We start from the raw sequence: 16,556 nt of genomic DNA on the forward strand, positions 1-16,556 counted from the left end.
TTCCATCACGCTCTAAGCAACTATCAAGATAACTGCCGGAACTGTTTTAGTGGATAGAGGAATCAAGAGCAGCAAAAACACAAATAAAGATATGTTGTCAGATGCTCAATTAGGGAGAAGCCCCTTTGTGTCTGGGAATAGTAATACGGTGCCTGATCAATAGCTCCTCCAGTGCCTCAGACTTAAGCCGTTCCGCCTCCAGCTTCTCCTTTACCACCTGCAGCTTCTCCTTCTCCTCCTGCAGCTCTTTCTTTGCATGAAGCTTGGCTTCCTGCGATAGTGCCAGGTACTTCTCCAGCTCCAGCTCCCCCACAAGGAGCATTTCTCCCTGACCTCTTAGCAGCCAGTTGAGGTTCAGGTCAGGGAAGGTGTCTGAAAACCTTTTGAAACCTCTGAAAATAGGCCTTGTACTGCCGCGTTCAATGCACGACACCTACGCCTTCTTCACCTCCGGTACTGCGCCCAGATCCTTCCCTTTCAGCTTCCTGTGCTTTAGGAAAGCTCTGAGCCTTCCGCCGAATGTGAATTCATCAATCATATGTAAATCTAGGATACATATAACCCCTTTTCTCAACCTATGGGTAACTCATCACTAAAATCTTGACGAAAAGGTTTTGATGTCCCACTTTTGTTTACTCTCATTTAAGGTCGCACAGAGTATTTTATCACCATCTGTTCTGATATTAACCAAACCATAGACGATACCATCTATTACCCTTAACTTATTCAATGGCTTTGTTTTGCTCTTGGAACTCAATGCTCCTGAGGGTGTGACCTTGTAAGACAGCCTGGCCTTCTGCATGTCCTTCATCTCAATATCCACTTCACCTAAATCAGATGAGAAATCATCATGTGTGATTTTAAAAGGCCTTCCCATTCTCAGGCTCCTGGCGATTTCCGTGTTGTACACCAAAGGTGTAATCATCTCATCGTCTCTGATAGTCTTAAAGCCTGTGATGCCTGATGCGGCCACTATGTTGGGTCTGGGATGGGCATGAGACTCGTCATCTCCTGATGATATTATTGTAACGGCTGCCTGGACTGATTCCAGAAACTCAAAAGAGCAATCATCACTACCATGATGGCATGCTTTGACAACATCTGCCGCGAGTTCCTGCCTGTTCCCTTTGAAGGCCTCCAGAATGTACTGTTGGCTATTCTTGTTTAAATCTCCTGTCAGGAGTATTTTGGCTCTGCCATAATCAAGCCTCAGCAGTATTGAATTACCATTAGTGTTTTGAGAGGGTTTTCCTAATTCTTTAAGTGCTGCCTTTCCATTGATGGTTCTTTCAATGGGGCCAAGCACTTTTATCTTTACCGGCTTTTCATCTTCAAACCCTGGTAAATAATCAAACCCATTTTCAGGGTTGTAAGCCAGCCTGTCAATTGTAGTCCCAGAGTCAGCTATGCATTTTATGAACTCCGCCCATTTGCCCTGTAACCTTAAATCTGAACCGGAAGAAAGCCCTTTATCTACTGAAGCTTTCCCTTCGAGCAGATCTACCAGATACCCATCCTCAGTCCTGCCCAAAAACCTTTCTTCATCAGTTGATTTCCACCAGGATACACCGGCATGATAAAAACGCTTTATTTCTATTTCGTCGGCCTCTAATTCATGCTTCTGCTTCAGACTCAGCAGGTCCCATAATCCCCCGTAGTGATCGTAGTCACAATGGGATGAAATCATCGCATCCAGCACGATTTTCCTTTCCCCGTAGTCCACGATATACTTCCAGTCAACAAAGTCTGCAGCGCTTTTACCATGAGGCTGTGAATCCCTGGGGTAACCACCGTCAATGAGGATATGCTCCCTGTCTGGTGTTACTACCAAAACACCATCACCCTGCCCGACATCAATAAAGTAAAGCTCCAGGAGTGGCTTATCGCCCAATACGTTTTCCCCTCCTGTCTTTGCATGGATGTACCCTTCCTTCACCCACCTGGCTTTCACCTTGATCTGATTCTGCCTTTCATCTAAGGATAAAACTTCAACCCTGTCCCCCCATAGCAGCTCCGTCATTTCCTCCATCAATGTCGGGTCCTTGTATATTTTAGCACGATTTACCTGCAGATACTTGACTGGATTTGCCATAGCTCATTAGTAAGAGTATTAATTGAATTCCCAGATAATATACAAATATTATTCATATATAATATAAACGGAGCAAGAAATAATACCACGTATAAGCCATTGATCAAAAGCATCATATATTACTAGCTTTGATGGCTGCTAATCTTACAGTAGCGTTCAGGAAGTAATTGTCTTTGTTATCAGGTCACATTAGCATATATAAACTGTGGGATGAGGATATTAAGTTATCATCAAGGCAATGGGTAAATTATGTGTTGCCAGGCTTCTTGTAAAAAACTTAATGAAAAAGCTATAGTACAGCACCATATCATGCTCGCACTGTAGCCATCAAACTTAAGGCAGTTCATAAGACTAACGGCACAAGAAGTGCGGCGTGAACGAGGCCGGAAAAGTGCCGGAGAACCGTTCTAGTTCGACTTGTTGGTTGTGGTGGACAGAGAAAAGCATGGGAGGCTGATGGAGGGATAGATATACTTACCGACAGGTTCATCAGGGTTAAGATAAACGTGACGACACAGGGCTTAAAATTCCTGCCAGCTTAGAAGATATTTTTAAATCGCCATGCTATACGACAAGAATCAACGAACTGCAGACCGTATAAGTGAGATAGAAGCCTGTACACGATGAGTCGGTAGTGCCACCGGAACGGATCCGGCACCTGAACAAACAAGCGGCCATTACCCTGGCTGGTCCAGATTGCATTAATAGCTTCGCTTAAAGCCATTCTCCTGACCACTGCTGAACGCTTCTCAGATAATTGACTAACACCTCATGCAGAATGCTGAGCGCCTGAAATGGTCTTTAAACAGCCAGCAGATTCAGCTGCCCTTCATGTTACCGGATAGGGTTGCGCCCTGACCCTGAGACAAGCCTTGACAATAATTAAGAGGTAATCATCAGGTTCGTGAAGAGTGGTATTCTACATTAAAAGAAGCTGAGGATCAGCACTTACTCCCACCTTTTCAACTCACTGAATTTCTTTTGATAACACCACAACTGACAGCATTATACAGATTACTGAAAAGCTTCTGTTAATCTTTAACCAACCTCTCTTTTGGGCATAGAAAAACTACACTACACATAAACCATAAACCTCTTCAGGTTAAATAGCTGACACATATTTGTTTAACCATTATAAATTTGTATTTTAAGCATAGTTTTTCACTTTATAATATAGCCTGCAAGAAGATCAGCAGGGAGATAGCCTGGTTTTTTTGCTCCTGAATTTCGCTTATGAACTTCTCTCGCAGAAAAGCAATAAAGTTGATGGGTTTGGGATCAGCAGGATGCTTATCCTTTGACTATAACATTCTGAAAGCTTTGTCCTCTAAGGCTTTCCTCCAATCCAATATCAACCCTGTGTTGATGTCAAACGTCATAGCGCTTGATCCAGAGAAGGAGAGAATAAAAGCTGCTGTCGCTATGCATACCTATATATATGCGAGGACACTTCAAGCCGGCAACAATTGGTTTGAGCAAAGGGAGACAGCGAGGGAGCTTGAAGATTTCATAAAAAACAATAAAGTTTTATTAGAATCAGATGCCTACTCTGTTTTGCCGAACATTACTCCCTACGCAGCGACTCAGAAAATGGAAAAGTGGTGTAGCATAGGTAATACCGGTTTTAGTGCAGCTGTAACCGGAGCAACCTCATTCCCTGCAATAATTGGTGTAACCGGCCCTATTACTCCATTGGTAGGATTAGGCTTAGGCGTTATGAGTCTTGGCCTTGAGCCAGCCTGTAAAAAAGCAGGTGCTCTGGCTCTTGATGGTCGAAGCTTGCAGGATCTGATGTTACCAGGGGGGCCACCAGAACAAGATCTGAGATTAATGGGGTTTATAGCCCACAGCCAACTTGAAAAACTGAATAAGCTGGTGCCGAATTCAAAACATATTCAATTAGGTAAGGAGGCATTCAATATGTACTTCAACTTACCTAAAGAACCAACAATTGAGGATTACGCAGAGAGATTACCAGAACAGATTAAGAAAATAGTTGAACTATCCAACAACCGGAATAAAACAGAAATAAACAAAACTATAGAAAGCTATTTCACTACACTATCAACAAAAACTGACGAACTAATCAAACAGACTCAGGTAGAACAAAGGCTACGTTACAGACAGAAACTGCAAAGTGATATTGCACACCTGAATGCAGAGATGACCGGTGGAATTCAACTCTTCTCTTTTATCATCAATAACACATCAGGAGGAAGTGCTGCAGCAGAGTTTGAGAGTATGGCATCAAGTGTAACGCAGGTCTTCTTGGCATCAATAAGTTTTGCAAATGGCTTTATCGGACCATTGGGTTTCGCCGGTGCATTGGCAAATGGTTTGGGTTTATTCTTCTCATCGCCACAGCAGAATGGTTTTTCTGCTGCACTAAAAAATATCATTCAGGGTATTGAGGCCATAGAGCATAAACTCGTGCTTCTTTCAGAGCAAATCGCGTCAATGGAAAGATCCATGAACGTCCAGCTTCATTATTTGTCAAGAGACCTCAAGCTAGGTATAAGCGCTATAGAAGCACGGCTGATCGAACTGGAAAGGTCTCAGCGAATTGCTGAAAGAACATTGCTTGACAAGGCTATCGGGGATGATATGAATAACATGGGTACAACCCACTCAGATGTGAGAGAATGGCTGGCAAGCAGTAACAGAAACAGCAGGATGGGTAAGTATAAAGTAAGCCTTGACTCTTACTTCAACCTTGCTACACAAATCGCATCTTCCTTCTGGTTTGCGGGAAAAGAACCAGTAGAACTACAAGAGGGTCTTGTACATGAGATTGAGCTTCAGCATAGGTTTGATCGTATGGTGGGGCTAATACCAACTTTGTCACAGCTTACCGGAAAGCCATTGGATAACAGCATATCAGTCCCTCTAGCTAATCCTGTGCTATGGGCAGAGGCGACCCAAGCTTATTTGGGAGCAAGGATGGCCTCTCCCAGGGTAAGAATTGAAGAAGACAAGGTCAGACTACCTGAACTGCTAAATACAGGAATCGGGGTTCAAAAGTCGATAAAGCACATCACCAATCCAGAAATCGTAGATAGCCTTTTATCAAAATGGTTAGAGTCAATGACAGGATTAGCGGAAGTTCCTACAAACAGATATATCAGAAAGTTAAATAAAGAACTAAGTCATGAGTCTCCAGACGTACCGGTAACAAGACCGAAAGATATTAAGGATAATGGCTATCCTAAAGAGAAAACCAATTTCAGTTATGCTATTAGCGGATCCGTTCTTGATATTGTTTTTCAGGCTTTAAGCAGTTTTGATGATCCTAGTTTTTCCAAGCCTTACACAACAGTTGACTATAATTTTAAAGAGGCTGGAGAAAAGCACAAGACTGATAGAGACTACTTTCAACAGTTCAGCCATATGTATCCCTATACCACGAGCCACATTCCTTCACCCTCTAAACACTATGGTGAAGATATGCGACATATATATGTAAAAGATGATCCTTTTGAGCAATTACTGAAGAAAGGTATAGTAGAATTCAAAGATGTCAAACCTATCAAAAAAGCAGGAGGTTTTTTAGCTCTGCTATCACACGAAAGTAAAATTATAATAAAACAAGGTCCTAAAAAGGATCAGGAATTTGCTGAGGGTCGTTTCAAAATATTAAACAGGATAATGGAAGATGGGCAGGAGTTACGAATACAGGGCATACAAATATACCGGCAAGTAAATGGCAAATTAGTGGGCGGTTACAAAAAGGTATCGCAATCAATTATGTTTCCTAGTCTTGAAAACGATGGTTATGGATATGTTACCACTAAGGAGGACACGTACAGTTTTCTTTATGAAGCAGCAAAATTATTAAGAGAGGAGAATGATCTGCCAATACTGAAAGCTAGTTTACATAACTTTTATGAAAGCTATCTTCTGAAACTAACTAAAGAAAGACAGTTACCCCCGCTGAATCTCTTCGGCAGGGTCTTGCAAGCATCTTTAGGCTTTACCTTGTGGAGAAGAGAGGAAAGGCCTGAATTCAGTATTGCACCAACTCTTCATGATATCCCAGGCTTATTTACATGGGATGATATTTCTGATCATGTGCGGAACTATACCTTAAAAGACTATGATCCGGATAAAGGCAGGGCTGAGCAAATACTGAACTCATTATATAAGAAGTTCTTAACGGATATGCAAAAGTTTTATAGCTTGCCTAGGCACCTCAGTAACAGGAAGTCAATCTATTTAGTGGATGAAACGTTGAGACGCTTAGCTGCTTATACTGCCCTTCAAAAAATCTCAGGCTAGATTGTATGCAGTAAAAGCAATCAATAAAGTTCAGGCAACCGGTGTGACGGGATTGAGTGTTCAGAAAGGGTCAAAGTTATCTGTATCCTCAAGACTAGGAATTTCATGGCTGGCACTACATGCATGCCTACAGCATCTTGAATTTTCCTGTTTAACCTATATTCCCGTTCCAGCTTTCATATAACAGGCGCATGTCAAACAATTCTCTGATTACTTCTCCAGCTAATTTATCCGTGAGGCCATAGGTAAGACTTAACCACTTTTCTGCTTTCTCTCTATGCAGATAACCCGCATTTGAACTTTTTACACCGGATCCTCTGATAGCATCAGCCAATTCCTTCCAGGAGCATATTCCATATAGACGGAGATGGTCAAGCAGGTTCCGCATATTAACAGCTTCGGGGTTCTTTCCCTTATACCTCAGGAAGTCAATGTAATTTGAAAGCTCAGCTAATTCTGAACCGTTAAGGGATTCAATGCTGCTGTGAATCTTATCTTTTAAGTTCATGTGACCAAATCAGGAATAACATTGAAGGCTTTGTCTTAACTACTAAATGACCGATGAATATGGGACTGCAAAATCCATGGAATCTTTTCTCAAGCTTCTAAGATCTTGATTCTGGATTTCTATCCGCATGACAATATATAGAAATCACATCATATATTACATTAATAATTAGAGTAAAAAACTATACTGCTTCAAAGCTCAGGAACCTGCGAAATCAATATTGAAAAAACCTTTATACATGTTAAAGTCGATTATAACAGTGGCTTGTATAGCGTTATATCCAAGATAAGCAGCCTTTTGTCACATTATCCTCTAAAACCCTATGTTGAGGTTCATGTCAGACAAGTCAAGACTAAATGAAAGTCTTACCAGTGGTTGTATTGAAGGCTTAAGGAGAAGATTAGCATAATTAAAGTTCTTACCGGCACCTCCTCATATTAAACTCTCTGACAGCCTCTTTAGCCCCCTTCATCATGAACTCTGCCAATAGATTCATTATATATGAAGTTGCAGGTCTCATGTACCAAGAGCACTCTGCACCGCAGAGCACTCATAGTATTGAAGACTATATAGTGAAAGATGTGACATTCATCAGGCCTACCTGTTGTTAGCCAGTAGGCCATAGTACCACTCACAGGAGTCAGTATATTCATACATGTTCTTTTTGCGTCAAAAGGTCTGCTCCTTTCACAGGATGTTCAGTAATGTAAAAGATAAGGTGCATTTTGTGAACATATTATAAAGATTAAAAAAAATTAGGAAAGGGATATGTTCACATATGACACTTTTTTCATGTATTCATTTAAGGCCCCCTATTCCACATTCTGTACTTTATGTTCACAAAACGCACCTGAGGAAACGAACAGAAAAAGAGGATGACACCTGAAGATGCCGGAGGGTCATTATCCCTGATTAATTAAATATATACCATATACAATTGAACTGAATAAAGTATTTTCAAGCCTCCGCAAAAATAGTTTCTGAAAGTCCCCTTTTCAGCGACACTCCCCCCTACATTTGTATTAACCCTTTTGCATTCAGCAATCTCATAAAAAGTCTGGAGAGGTCTGCCGTTCACGCAGGTCACCGACAATTAAGAACAAACCGAAATGAGATTTAAAAGAATGCAATACCAATGGGGAGAAAAGCAAAGTCTGTACAGAAAGAAGTAATCTGCAGCATTCCGCAATTGATCGTTAACGATCTGAGGGGCCTCCTGAGCAATGTCTCAGATAAACCCCTGACCGATATCCAATACTTCGGATACCTCCGGATATTAAGGATCATCTCAAACAAGCACGAAGGCGGGGAAGAGGGGTGGGTATCCATCGACTCGCAGGTACTCAAGGACACCCTGGGCGGTAAATCAGCCGAGTGGCTGAGGCGCCTGTGTGAAATAGGCCTGATTGAGTTTAGAAAATCAGCCAGTGGCAAGAAACTGTACTCAACGGCCAGCCACGTCGCCATGCAGTACCGCTACACTGACACCTTCCGGCATGAGGAGTTTGTACCGGTTGTAGCCTACAGGAGGGTTTTCATAAACAGACCCGTTAAAAGCATATCAGAAAAGGCCACCAAGAGGCTATTGGCTGACGTTGACGGTTTCCCTGAGTACAGCTTCCTGTTCAGGAACCTCCACAATATCTCCATCGACATGGGTGCTGTCAGAGCTGAGTGCGGGAAGTGGCTGGATACCGGAGCCTATGTCAAAGGGGAGCCGTTCACTGAGTCACGCTACAAGGAGTTCATCAGAGCCTGTGAAGACTTCAACGATGACGAGGTGGCCTTCAACATAGGCAGTGGTAACAGGATATGGACTAAACTGTTGGGTGTCCCTAGTGCGGTGATCAAATTCATCAATGTTAAGGACTACGACGGCACGCTATATCAGGGTGACCTGATCTCAGCTCACATTCTTCTGGCGGTACCGCTTATAAGGGAATATCAGGCCACTGCAGCCACTCCGGAGGGTAAGCGAGAGTTGGCCACGGTTATTGATATGATAACCTCCAAAACTTTCTATAAGTCCCTGTCCGACCAGCTGAGAGCACAAGGTGTAAGAATCGGTGAAACCAAAACCGAGGAGAAGGAAGAATTCCTTGCACAGGTATGGAATGCACGCGATGATAAGTATGAGGTGAAGACCCCCTACCGCAGAGCCTTCAACGCACTCTACCCGACCTTCAATGCGTTCGTGCTGTCCCAGAAAGCTGACGGTGTCTCAGCATTCTGGGAGAGAGTGACCAGGCTGGAGTCAGAAGTCTTCAACAACAACATCGTGAAGGCCATAATGAACGAACTAGGATCCAACACCTTCCTGGCCGGTAAGTATGACGCGCTGATCTACAAAGAAGAAGACAAGGAGGCCATTGAGGATATAATGGAGGACTTTATCAGCCAGTACTCCGGAATACCAGGCATGGTTAAGTCTACCACACTTAAAGAGGAATCAGATAAGAAAGTGGTTTATCCCCCACCTGTGTCAGAAACTCCTGCATCGGAGATAGTTGATAAAGCGCCGGAATCAGACACTCTGGATGGGCTGGAAGAAATAATCAATAATCCTGATGCTTCAGAAAAATATGAAACACAAGTACCGCATAGTTGGGAAGACACAGAAGAAATACTGAATCCTGAACCAAAGCATGTCCAAAACAACTCACTTCGCTGCAACATGAATGCATCTGATTATGCAGGTATACTGGCCGGCATGAATTATTCAACACAGGATGTACATACGGCAGAGAACGACGTGGAAATGTATTATGACGAGTTATGCGAGCATTATGAACGTCTTCATGATTACTGGGATGAGAAGAATGACTGTTACGGGAAAGATGAGGAGGATGTAGAGGATGAGGATGTAGAGGATGAGGATGTAGAGGACGAAAACGAAGACGAGTGTAATGAGGAAGAGGAGGAGGAGTATGAATATGATGAATTTGACCTGCTTTATGAACTATGGGAAAATAAAGATGACGTGGGCATCTATGAGCCAGAACAGGGACCATCATCCGCGGGAGCAAACTGGTATCTGGAGTACCTGATTAAATAAACGGACACAATGGAAGAAATATACAAAGACATCAAAGGGTATGAAGGATTTTATCAGGTGTCAGACACTGGTAAGGTCATCAGCCTCAGCTATAAGAGAACAGGCAAGCCCAGAGAGTTGAAGCAAAGCATCAGCGACTTCAGGCATAACGTTCCCTTCGCCTATGTCAGCCTGTCCAGGGGAGGAAAGGCACGGCCACGGCCTGTCGCTTTCCTGGTGGCAGAGGCATTCCTGAGGCGGGAAGCTGGTAAGGGGTATATCATACACCTTAACCACAACACCACAGACAACAGAGTAGAGAACATCATCAGAGCCACAGAAGCGGAGTTCACCATATTTATCCAGCAGGTATCCGGAAGAGATAGCCGGAGCCGCAGAGGCCCTTATTTCACTCAGAAGCGGGAAATCTCCAGAAGACTGGATCATGTGCTTCATAAGGAATAACCAATTGACGTGCTTCATCATGAGGATGAGCTAAAAGCATGGGACATATTACCTCTGACACGTCCCGACGATCAACAGGAGTCTGAGAGTACGGAGTCTCCTCATACAGTAGCTGATAATTTTTAAATGAAACTGAACATCAGAAAAGAGCCAACTGTTTAATAAGAAGAAAACTATATTTAAATTTATGCATACACCAATCTATCTATTGATCGGAGCTGAAGAAATCAGCACTGAAACCACAACCTCCCATAGCGGGGAGAAAACAACCGGAGAATTGCCATCCGGCGAGACCATGGAGACAGTGCAGGAGAATGCTGTCACAGCCGGTACCCCTGTATACAGGGGAATGACAGAAGAGGAACTTGAATCATTCTATAGGACAGCTGAGGAAGACAGGCAGCGTGCGGAGGAGGAGATGTACGACCTCCTCGATAAAGTAAATGAGGCCATCACGTTAGAAGAACTCAACCGTGTGCTCTTCGGCACGCTTTGCAACAGCTACGACAGGTTCGAGTGCTTTCACTCGCACTTTCTGGGCATGCTGACAGAGGATGTATACTGGAAGGCTTTGAGAAGCGTCTATGTTTCATCCGACGACCTCTACTACATGAGGGAGGAGGTAAGGGAGGCTTTCTCCACGCCTGGCAGCCGATACCTGCTCATGAATGAGGAAGAGCGTCAGGAACTGCGGGAACTGCCCGAGACTGTCACTATCTACAGGGCCATGAGTGAAGAGGAGGCCAGATCAGAGGAGTACGGCGTCAGCTGGACCCTTAGTGAGAAGACGGCCGTGTTCTTTCGGGATGAGTACGTGAGGAACCATACTACAGCTCACCTTCCAAGGACGATAGTCAGGCTGCAGATACCCAAATCCAGTATCGTCGCCCTCATCAGTGAGAGGGATGAACAGGAGGTCATCTACCTCGGCTGAACAGGTAAAAGACACCGGTAAAGGCCTCCGCTCACAGCATGGGGCTGACCTGCTGACATTTGTTCAGCAGGAGGAAAGACTCCACCTGCTGAACGATTGTCAGCATTATAAAGAGAGCGGGGCCGGATGCATCCGGCCCCGACGCTCCGGTGAAGGCACAAGCCACCCTGTCTCGGGCGGCCACAAGGCGTCCGCTCGGGGATTACAGGCCCATCACAAAAAAATAAAGGCCTTGGGCAAAAGTTTTTCCCGGCTCCGGAACAAATGCGTTCAAACCTAGTATAATAGGTCAGAAAGTATACAGAACAGCATATACTTCAATAAATACAATTTCCACGATTTTACTTGAAAACAAAACAAGCTATAAAATAAGGCTTCATGAATCATATTGCCTTTTTTCATTAAAAAAAGAAAGAAACAACCGATTAAATATTATTTAAAAAACGCAAAAAAAACAAAACAATGAACGATCACGAATCGATTAAATCAGTTCTGCAGGATTGGAAAATCATACAGGGAAGCAAGCTTGAAAGACTGGGCAATGACTACGACAGTGAAAGGAGAAAGAGGAGAATCAGCAAAAACGCTGCGTACAGCGTGTGCTTTTCCCTTACGATGAAAAGCGGGAACAGCTGGTTTATTTTCATGAGCAAAGCCCCTTCTCTCAGCAGGTACAAGGACATAAGGTCTGTGAACCTGATGGCTGTCGCATACTACCATGCTCCTGATGGGCTGCGCGCCGTTAAACTGAACCTCAGTGGCCTGATGACGGTGTTTACCTGGCAGGTCTTCAGCAGTTATAACGAGAAGGCGGGGCTGAACCTCACAGAGCCTGAAGACATCGTGGAGGACTTCTTCCACACCAACGGGTATTTCGAGTCCAGGCTGACCGATAACGCCGGGAGCACGTCCACCCTGAGCATCTGCAGAAGCGGCATGCTACCGGGGGAGATGCAGCCCGATGGCTGGATAATGGCGAAAGACTTTATCAGCAGGGATGAGGCCAGCCAGGAACAGAAGGAAACCGAGGAGGAAATCCTGAAGACCCTGCAGAAGGACATAGAAGACGAGCTTAATAAACCTGACACTGACAGGGACCACTACAACTTCCTGACGGATTTAATGAAAGGGATCAGTCCCGACAAACGGAGGGATTAGCCCTTCTTAAAGGGCAACGCTGCCTGTTTCACAGGGGTGAAGCGGCCACGGCAGCTCCCGCCTCCTTCTACTCCAGAAGTCTATTCTGCAGCACAGAAGGGCAAACTCTTATCAAAAATCAACACTAACAATGGACAATAACAATTTAAGAGCTTTTTCAAGCTTTGTGGAATTGCATGCCTATACCTCCTGGTATCATGGCGCAATGATCGATATTGGGCAATACAAGAGTATAACAGATGCATTTGACATCAATCCTGTAGGGCTGTTTATGTACACACACATACCCTATATAACACATGATGAAAGAGCAATAAAGCTGATAGACTCAAGCCTTCTGAGGTACCTGACGACGGAAGATGGGGAAGGCCACATTCACTCCTATGTACACCATCAACTGTACTGCAGGATAATGCAACAGGAGGAATTTGACGATTTTCCGACTCAGCTAGTACTAAGATCCACTATAGAGAGGATCATCCTAGGGGGTGAACCTGCCTCCATATGGGTGAAAGCGGAGGAACTACACCCATTTGAAGCTGCTGAAAGATTAAACTAACTGAAATCCAAAATGTAAGGAAAGAGAATAATCTGAAAGATTTACACGACCACATCACTCATGTTAATAGCACCGGATTAATTGCAGAACATCACCTTAGAGCTATTGTATAGGGGCATACATTTCTTTTTGATGTATGACAGTATATCTGCACCAGTAACCAAAGGTTTGGAAATACTGAAAACAGAACACCCGAACCACGGGTTCCTGCACAAATGCCGCAGAGACACCCTAAAAGAATCTGTCGGATTCTAAAAATGCACTCTAACGTGCTTGCAATAAAATAAGGGTACATGGTCGAATCAAATGGCCCTACTTTCACTTGTTTGCCGAAATTGCAATACTCTTTCCCTCAGCGACCACGTGAAGTTTTTCTAAAATAGAATTCGTTCACCGGAACAAATCGTTTCAGAATTAGTAAAATTGAATATAGCTGCGGCTGCTACGCAACTAACCAACAAAGGTTTCAAATCTTTAAAGTATCCGGGAAACTTATTGGACTATGTATTTCACTGAGCTATAAAATTTATAGCACACGACCTTTTGCTGGCTTTCTTGTAGTCATGACGCAGAAAAATTAAATAATTATCAATTTTAATCCTATAAATTTATGAAAAAGATCACCATCGATGTTTACTCTTCATTGGAGGAGTATTATGCCGAAAACAGGCACCATCATCCGTATTTAGAAGGCTTCTATGAATTTGAACCAATTAACAGATTCTTCAGCAAGTTTGACTCGATTCAGAAGTGCAGAAAGCTGCAGCAAATGCTGGGGAATTTCAAAGGTATCAAGATACCTTTCATAGAACCTGCTATGTACAGATACAATACTCCTGAAATCAGCAACTGTGATGTTGGCCTCATATATGCAGAAACCTTAACTGCGCCACGCTACAGAAAGCCCAACATACCTGCAAATCGCTTTATGCCGGATTGCCTCATTCTCCATTCAGTTTATGATGCTAGCGGCGAGGAAGGATCCTATCATGACTCCGGCATGATATTGCGCTCAATTATGGACTATGTTTTTATCAAGGACAGGTTTTGTTCTGTATGGGTAAGGTCAGAACTTTTACCTAATGGCCAATTGTAAGCGGCTGAAAATTGAAATCTGCCTGAAAGTTAGGTGGTGTGTTTCGCACCACCCAACTTTACCCTTACACACTGCACTAGTGTGGCTGAATTAATTCATCGTATCCCAGACATCAAACACTAATCTGCGCACCCTTACACTTTTCACTGATTGACAAGATAACAGTCAATGGAATAGTAGAAGTTACTGACAGCACTATACTGTTTTTACAACTCTTCAGCACAAAAACTCATGACGCACAACCCCTTTGAAAATATCGACAACCGGCTGAGAAGCATTGAGACAATGATCCAATACCTAAGTGAGATGCTTGCAGCACAGCATCAGCCCCAACGTGCGGTGACAGGACATAATCTGACAGTGAAGGATGCCGCCGACATGCTTAAAGTATCAGTTTCAACAATTTACAGCCATGTCAGCAAGCAAACGATACCGGTGTGTAAAAGAGGAAATCGGTTATATTTCTCGGAGGAAGATTTATTATCATGGGTCAGGGCCGGACGAAACGTGACTGTGGACGAAATGCGGAGAGAGGCAGTGCAAAACACTGTCAATCAATTTAAAAAACGCAAGAACAAACATTATTGAAAGCCCAACAGTCTTTATTCATCCCACGCAGAAAGCTTTTCTACATGTTTCCGCTTAACATCATCCTCAAAGCTATCGAGATAATTCTCTGTTGTTTTCAAGTCAATGTGACCAAGAGACTCAGAGATAAACTCCGTTGAGACCCCTTGCCTCTTCAGCACTGTCGAAAACGAATGCCTGGCGGTATAGGTAGACACATTTTGCTTGATCCCAACAGCTTCGGCTATCCGTTTGATATACTTGTTTATTGCTTTGGTAGCATGCCTCACCTTGGCAAGCTCCTGCTCTGGAGAAAGGCCCTTTTCAAGTATAGGGAAGATATGAGAGTCAGCAATAACCGGCTTTTTTCCCCACCGCTCAATTATCTTCCGCATTTCAGGGCTGACCACTGCAACAATCGTTTTAAGTTTCTGCCTGGTAGTACGCTCTGTTTTAGCTCTTATAAACATTATTTTGTCATGACTCAGGTTTTTATACTTCAGGCGAGCTATATCCTTCACATTTATCCCATTACAGAAGTAAGAGAATATCCACAAATCCCTTGCCTTGGCCTCGCCATCATGAACAGGCTCATATTTGTATATCTTACCAACATCCGACAGTGAAAGTGCCTTTTTCACATTGACTCCTGCCGGAGCCTGATACTTTCTCTTCCCAAACGGGTAGATGTCCCCGTTTATATCCCCTGCTGCAATAGCATCATTAAACAGAGTTCTTAAGGGCCGGAGATAGATACCAACTGTTGTAAGGGACTTCTCTTCATTTAACATCCATTTTTCGTAGCTCTTAAGGTAGTCACATGTCACATCAGAAAAAAGCAGTTGCTCTCTACCGGCAAATGCCATCAGTGATCGCTTAGCGCACTCATAGTTACTGGCTGTACCAGCTCTCCCTTCTTCTTTCAGCTTTGCTATCTTCAGAGTAAAAGCATCAAATACATTGTCATGCTCTGAAACATCAAAGAACTTCTTCTCGAATAGAGCGAACGTAAACACGCTCATTTTGTCAATTACCTGCAAAGCGCGTCCTTCAATCTCTCTAAACTTCAGAAGCAAATTCTTATGATAGGTTCTGGGTTTTTCTCCATATACCTTGGCAAAGTCCTCCTTTGTGAGGGAAACCGAGGTTGAATAGTACTTTTGCTTCCGGTTATGCGTGACTCGCAACTTTACAGGAAACGTACCGTCCCTCAAGGGCCTTCTGTCATCATGTAAAATCGCTGTACGAGCTTTGATCATATATTCTTCCTTATACGTTCTTGCATACAATTTGCATACATTTATTCTAACTATCAAGAATAGTTGTAAATATATATTTTATAAAAACGTGCTCTAATGAGCTTTAAAGGAATAATTTCTAACAGATGCTAACAGATGCAAACAGATGAAACAATAGTAGTTCTGACTACGAATCAGAAGGTTAGGGGTTCGACTCCCTTCGCGACCACCATTTAAAACTCAAGGCTCCTAAGAATCAACTTCTTAGGAGCCTTTTTGATAATCGGGGTAAACATAGGTAAAACAAATTTATTACTTCCCTTTCCTCTAGCTAAAGCTTACTTAACCTGATATGGGCTGTATAGCTTTCGTCCTGCTGCTTCAGTAAATATTTGAAGAGACTCAGAACCAAGCAGTTGCTGAAGCAACTGCTTGGGCACTCAAGCCTTAATACGAGCCTAATCTACTTGATCTACTTGCGTAGCCTTGGGGGTGTTCAATTAGATGACTCTGTGATGCCTGAGCTAAATAATATTTAGGCCCTTCTCAGAGGCTGTTTTGATTTAGCTGGATAAAAAAGCAGGTGCCGGCTGTTGGGTAAGAAAAGTTTGCAGACTTATGGCTTACCCG

12 protein-coding genes are annotated in these 16,556 nt (G+C 43.3%); 8 read left to right on the plus strand and 4 right to left on the minus strand.

Annotated features, from left to right (window positions below):
- Positions 1-109 precede the first annotated feature (109 nt).
- Positions 110-433: a hypothetical protein gene (locus ABD920_RS13935; RefSeq protein ID WP_345159876.1), complete on the minus strand. Its 324-nt coding sequence runs from the start codon at positions 431-433 to the stop codon at positions 110-112.
- A 159-nt stretch (positions 434-592) separates the two neighbouring features.
- The gene (locus ABD920_RS13940; RefSeq protein ID WP_345159878.1) at positions 593-2,092 is read right to left on the minus strand and encodes a ComEC/Rec2 family competence protein; all 1,500 of its coding nucleotides are present in this window, start codon (positions 2,090-2,092) and stop codon (positions 593-595) included.
- 1,365 nt (positions 2,093-3,457) lie between these two features.
- On the opposite strand from ABD920_RS13940, the gene ABD920_RS13945 reads away from it, so the two are divergent.
- Positions 3,458-6,367 carry a hypothetical protein gene (locus ABD920_RS13945; RefSeq protein ID WP_345159880.1) on the plus strand — a complete coding sequence of 970 codons (2,910 nt, stop codon included), beginning with the start codon at positions 3,458-3,460 and terminating at the stop codon, positions 6,365-6,367.
- A 151-nt stretch (positions 6,368-6,518) separates the two neighbouring features.
- Here ABD920_RS13945 and ABD920_RS13950 read toward each other — a convergent pair whose 3' ends face one another.
- A complete protein-coding gene (locus ABD920_RS13950) occupies positions 6,519-6,875 on the minus strand; it encodes a hypothetical protein (RefSeq protein ID WP_345159881.1) in 357 nt (118 codons plus the stop codon).
- A gap of 1,135 nt (positions 6,876-8,010) precedes the next feature.
- Here ABD920_RS13950 and ABD920_RS13955 point away from each other — a divergent pair.
- The 7 genes from ABD920_RS13955 (at position 8,011) to ABD920_RS13985 (ending at position 14,709) form a co-directional block, all read left to right on the plus strand.
- Positions 8,011-9,930 carry a hypothetical protein gene (locus ABD920_RS13955; RefSeq protein WP_345159883.1) on the plus strand — a complete coding sequence of 640 codons (1,920 nt, stop codon included), beginning with the start codon at positions 8,011-8,013 and terminating at the stop codon, positions 9,928-9,930.
- 9 nt (positions 9,931-9,939) lie between these two features.
- Positions 9,940-10,374, plus strand: a complete 435-nt coding sequence (locus ABD920_RS13960) for an NUMOD4 domain-containing protein (RefSeq protein ID WP_345159884.1) — start codon at positions 9,940-9,942, stop codon at positions 10,372-10,374.
- 187 nt (positions 10,375-10,561) lie between these two features.
- Positions 10,562-11,308: a hypothetical protein gene (locus ABD920_RS13965; RefSeq protein ID WP_345159885.1), complete on the plus strand. Its 747-nt coding sequence runs from the start codon at positions 10,562-10,564 to the stop codon at positions 11,306-11,308.
- Between the two features lie 462 nt (positions 11,309-11,770).
- A complete protein-coding gene (locus ABD920_RS13970) occupies positions 11,771-12,466 on the plus strand; it encodes a hypothetical protein (protein ID WP_345159886.1) in 696 nt (231 codons plus the stop codon).
- 130 nt (positions 12,467-12,596) lie between these two features.
- Positions 12,597-13,025, plus strand: coding sequence for a hypothetical protein (locus ABD920_RS13975; RefSeq protein WP_345159888.1), 429 nt, complete (start codon positions 12,597-12,599; stop codon positions 13,023-13,025).
- A 610-nt stretch (positions 13,026-13,635) separates the two neighbouring features.
- Positions 13,636-14,121, plus strand: coding sequence for a hypothetical protein (locus ABD920_RS13980; protein WP_345159889.1), 486 nt, complete (start codon positions 13,636-13,638; stop codon positions 14,119-14,121).
- A gap of 231 nt (positions 14,122-14,352) precedes the next feature.
- Entirely contained in the window at positions 14,353-14,709 is a 357-nt protein-coding gene (locus ABD920_RS13985; protein ID WP_345159890.1) for a helix-turn-helix domain-containing protein, read from the plus strand.
- A 14-nt stretch (positions 14,710-14,723) separates the two neighbouring features.
- On the opposite strand, the gene ABD920_RS13990 is transcribed toward ABD920_RS13985, so the two are convergent.
- Positions 14,724-15,947 (minus strand): phage integrase SAM-like domain-containing protein, encoded by a 1,224-nt coding sequence (locus ABD920_RS13990; RefSeq protein WP_345159892.1) that lies wholly within the window; start codon positions 15,945-15,947, stop codon positions 14,724-14,726.
- Between the last annotated feature and the right edge of the window lie 609 nt (positions 15,948-16,556).

Origin of the sequence: Pontibacter saemangeumensis (genome assembly GCF_039541895.1) — a bacterium.
Classification (GTDB): Bacteria; Bacteroidota; Bacteroidia; order Cytophagales; family Hymenobacteraceae; genus Pontibacter; species Pontibacter saemangeumensis.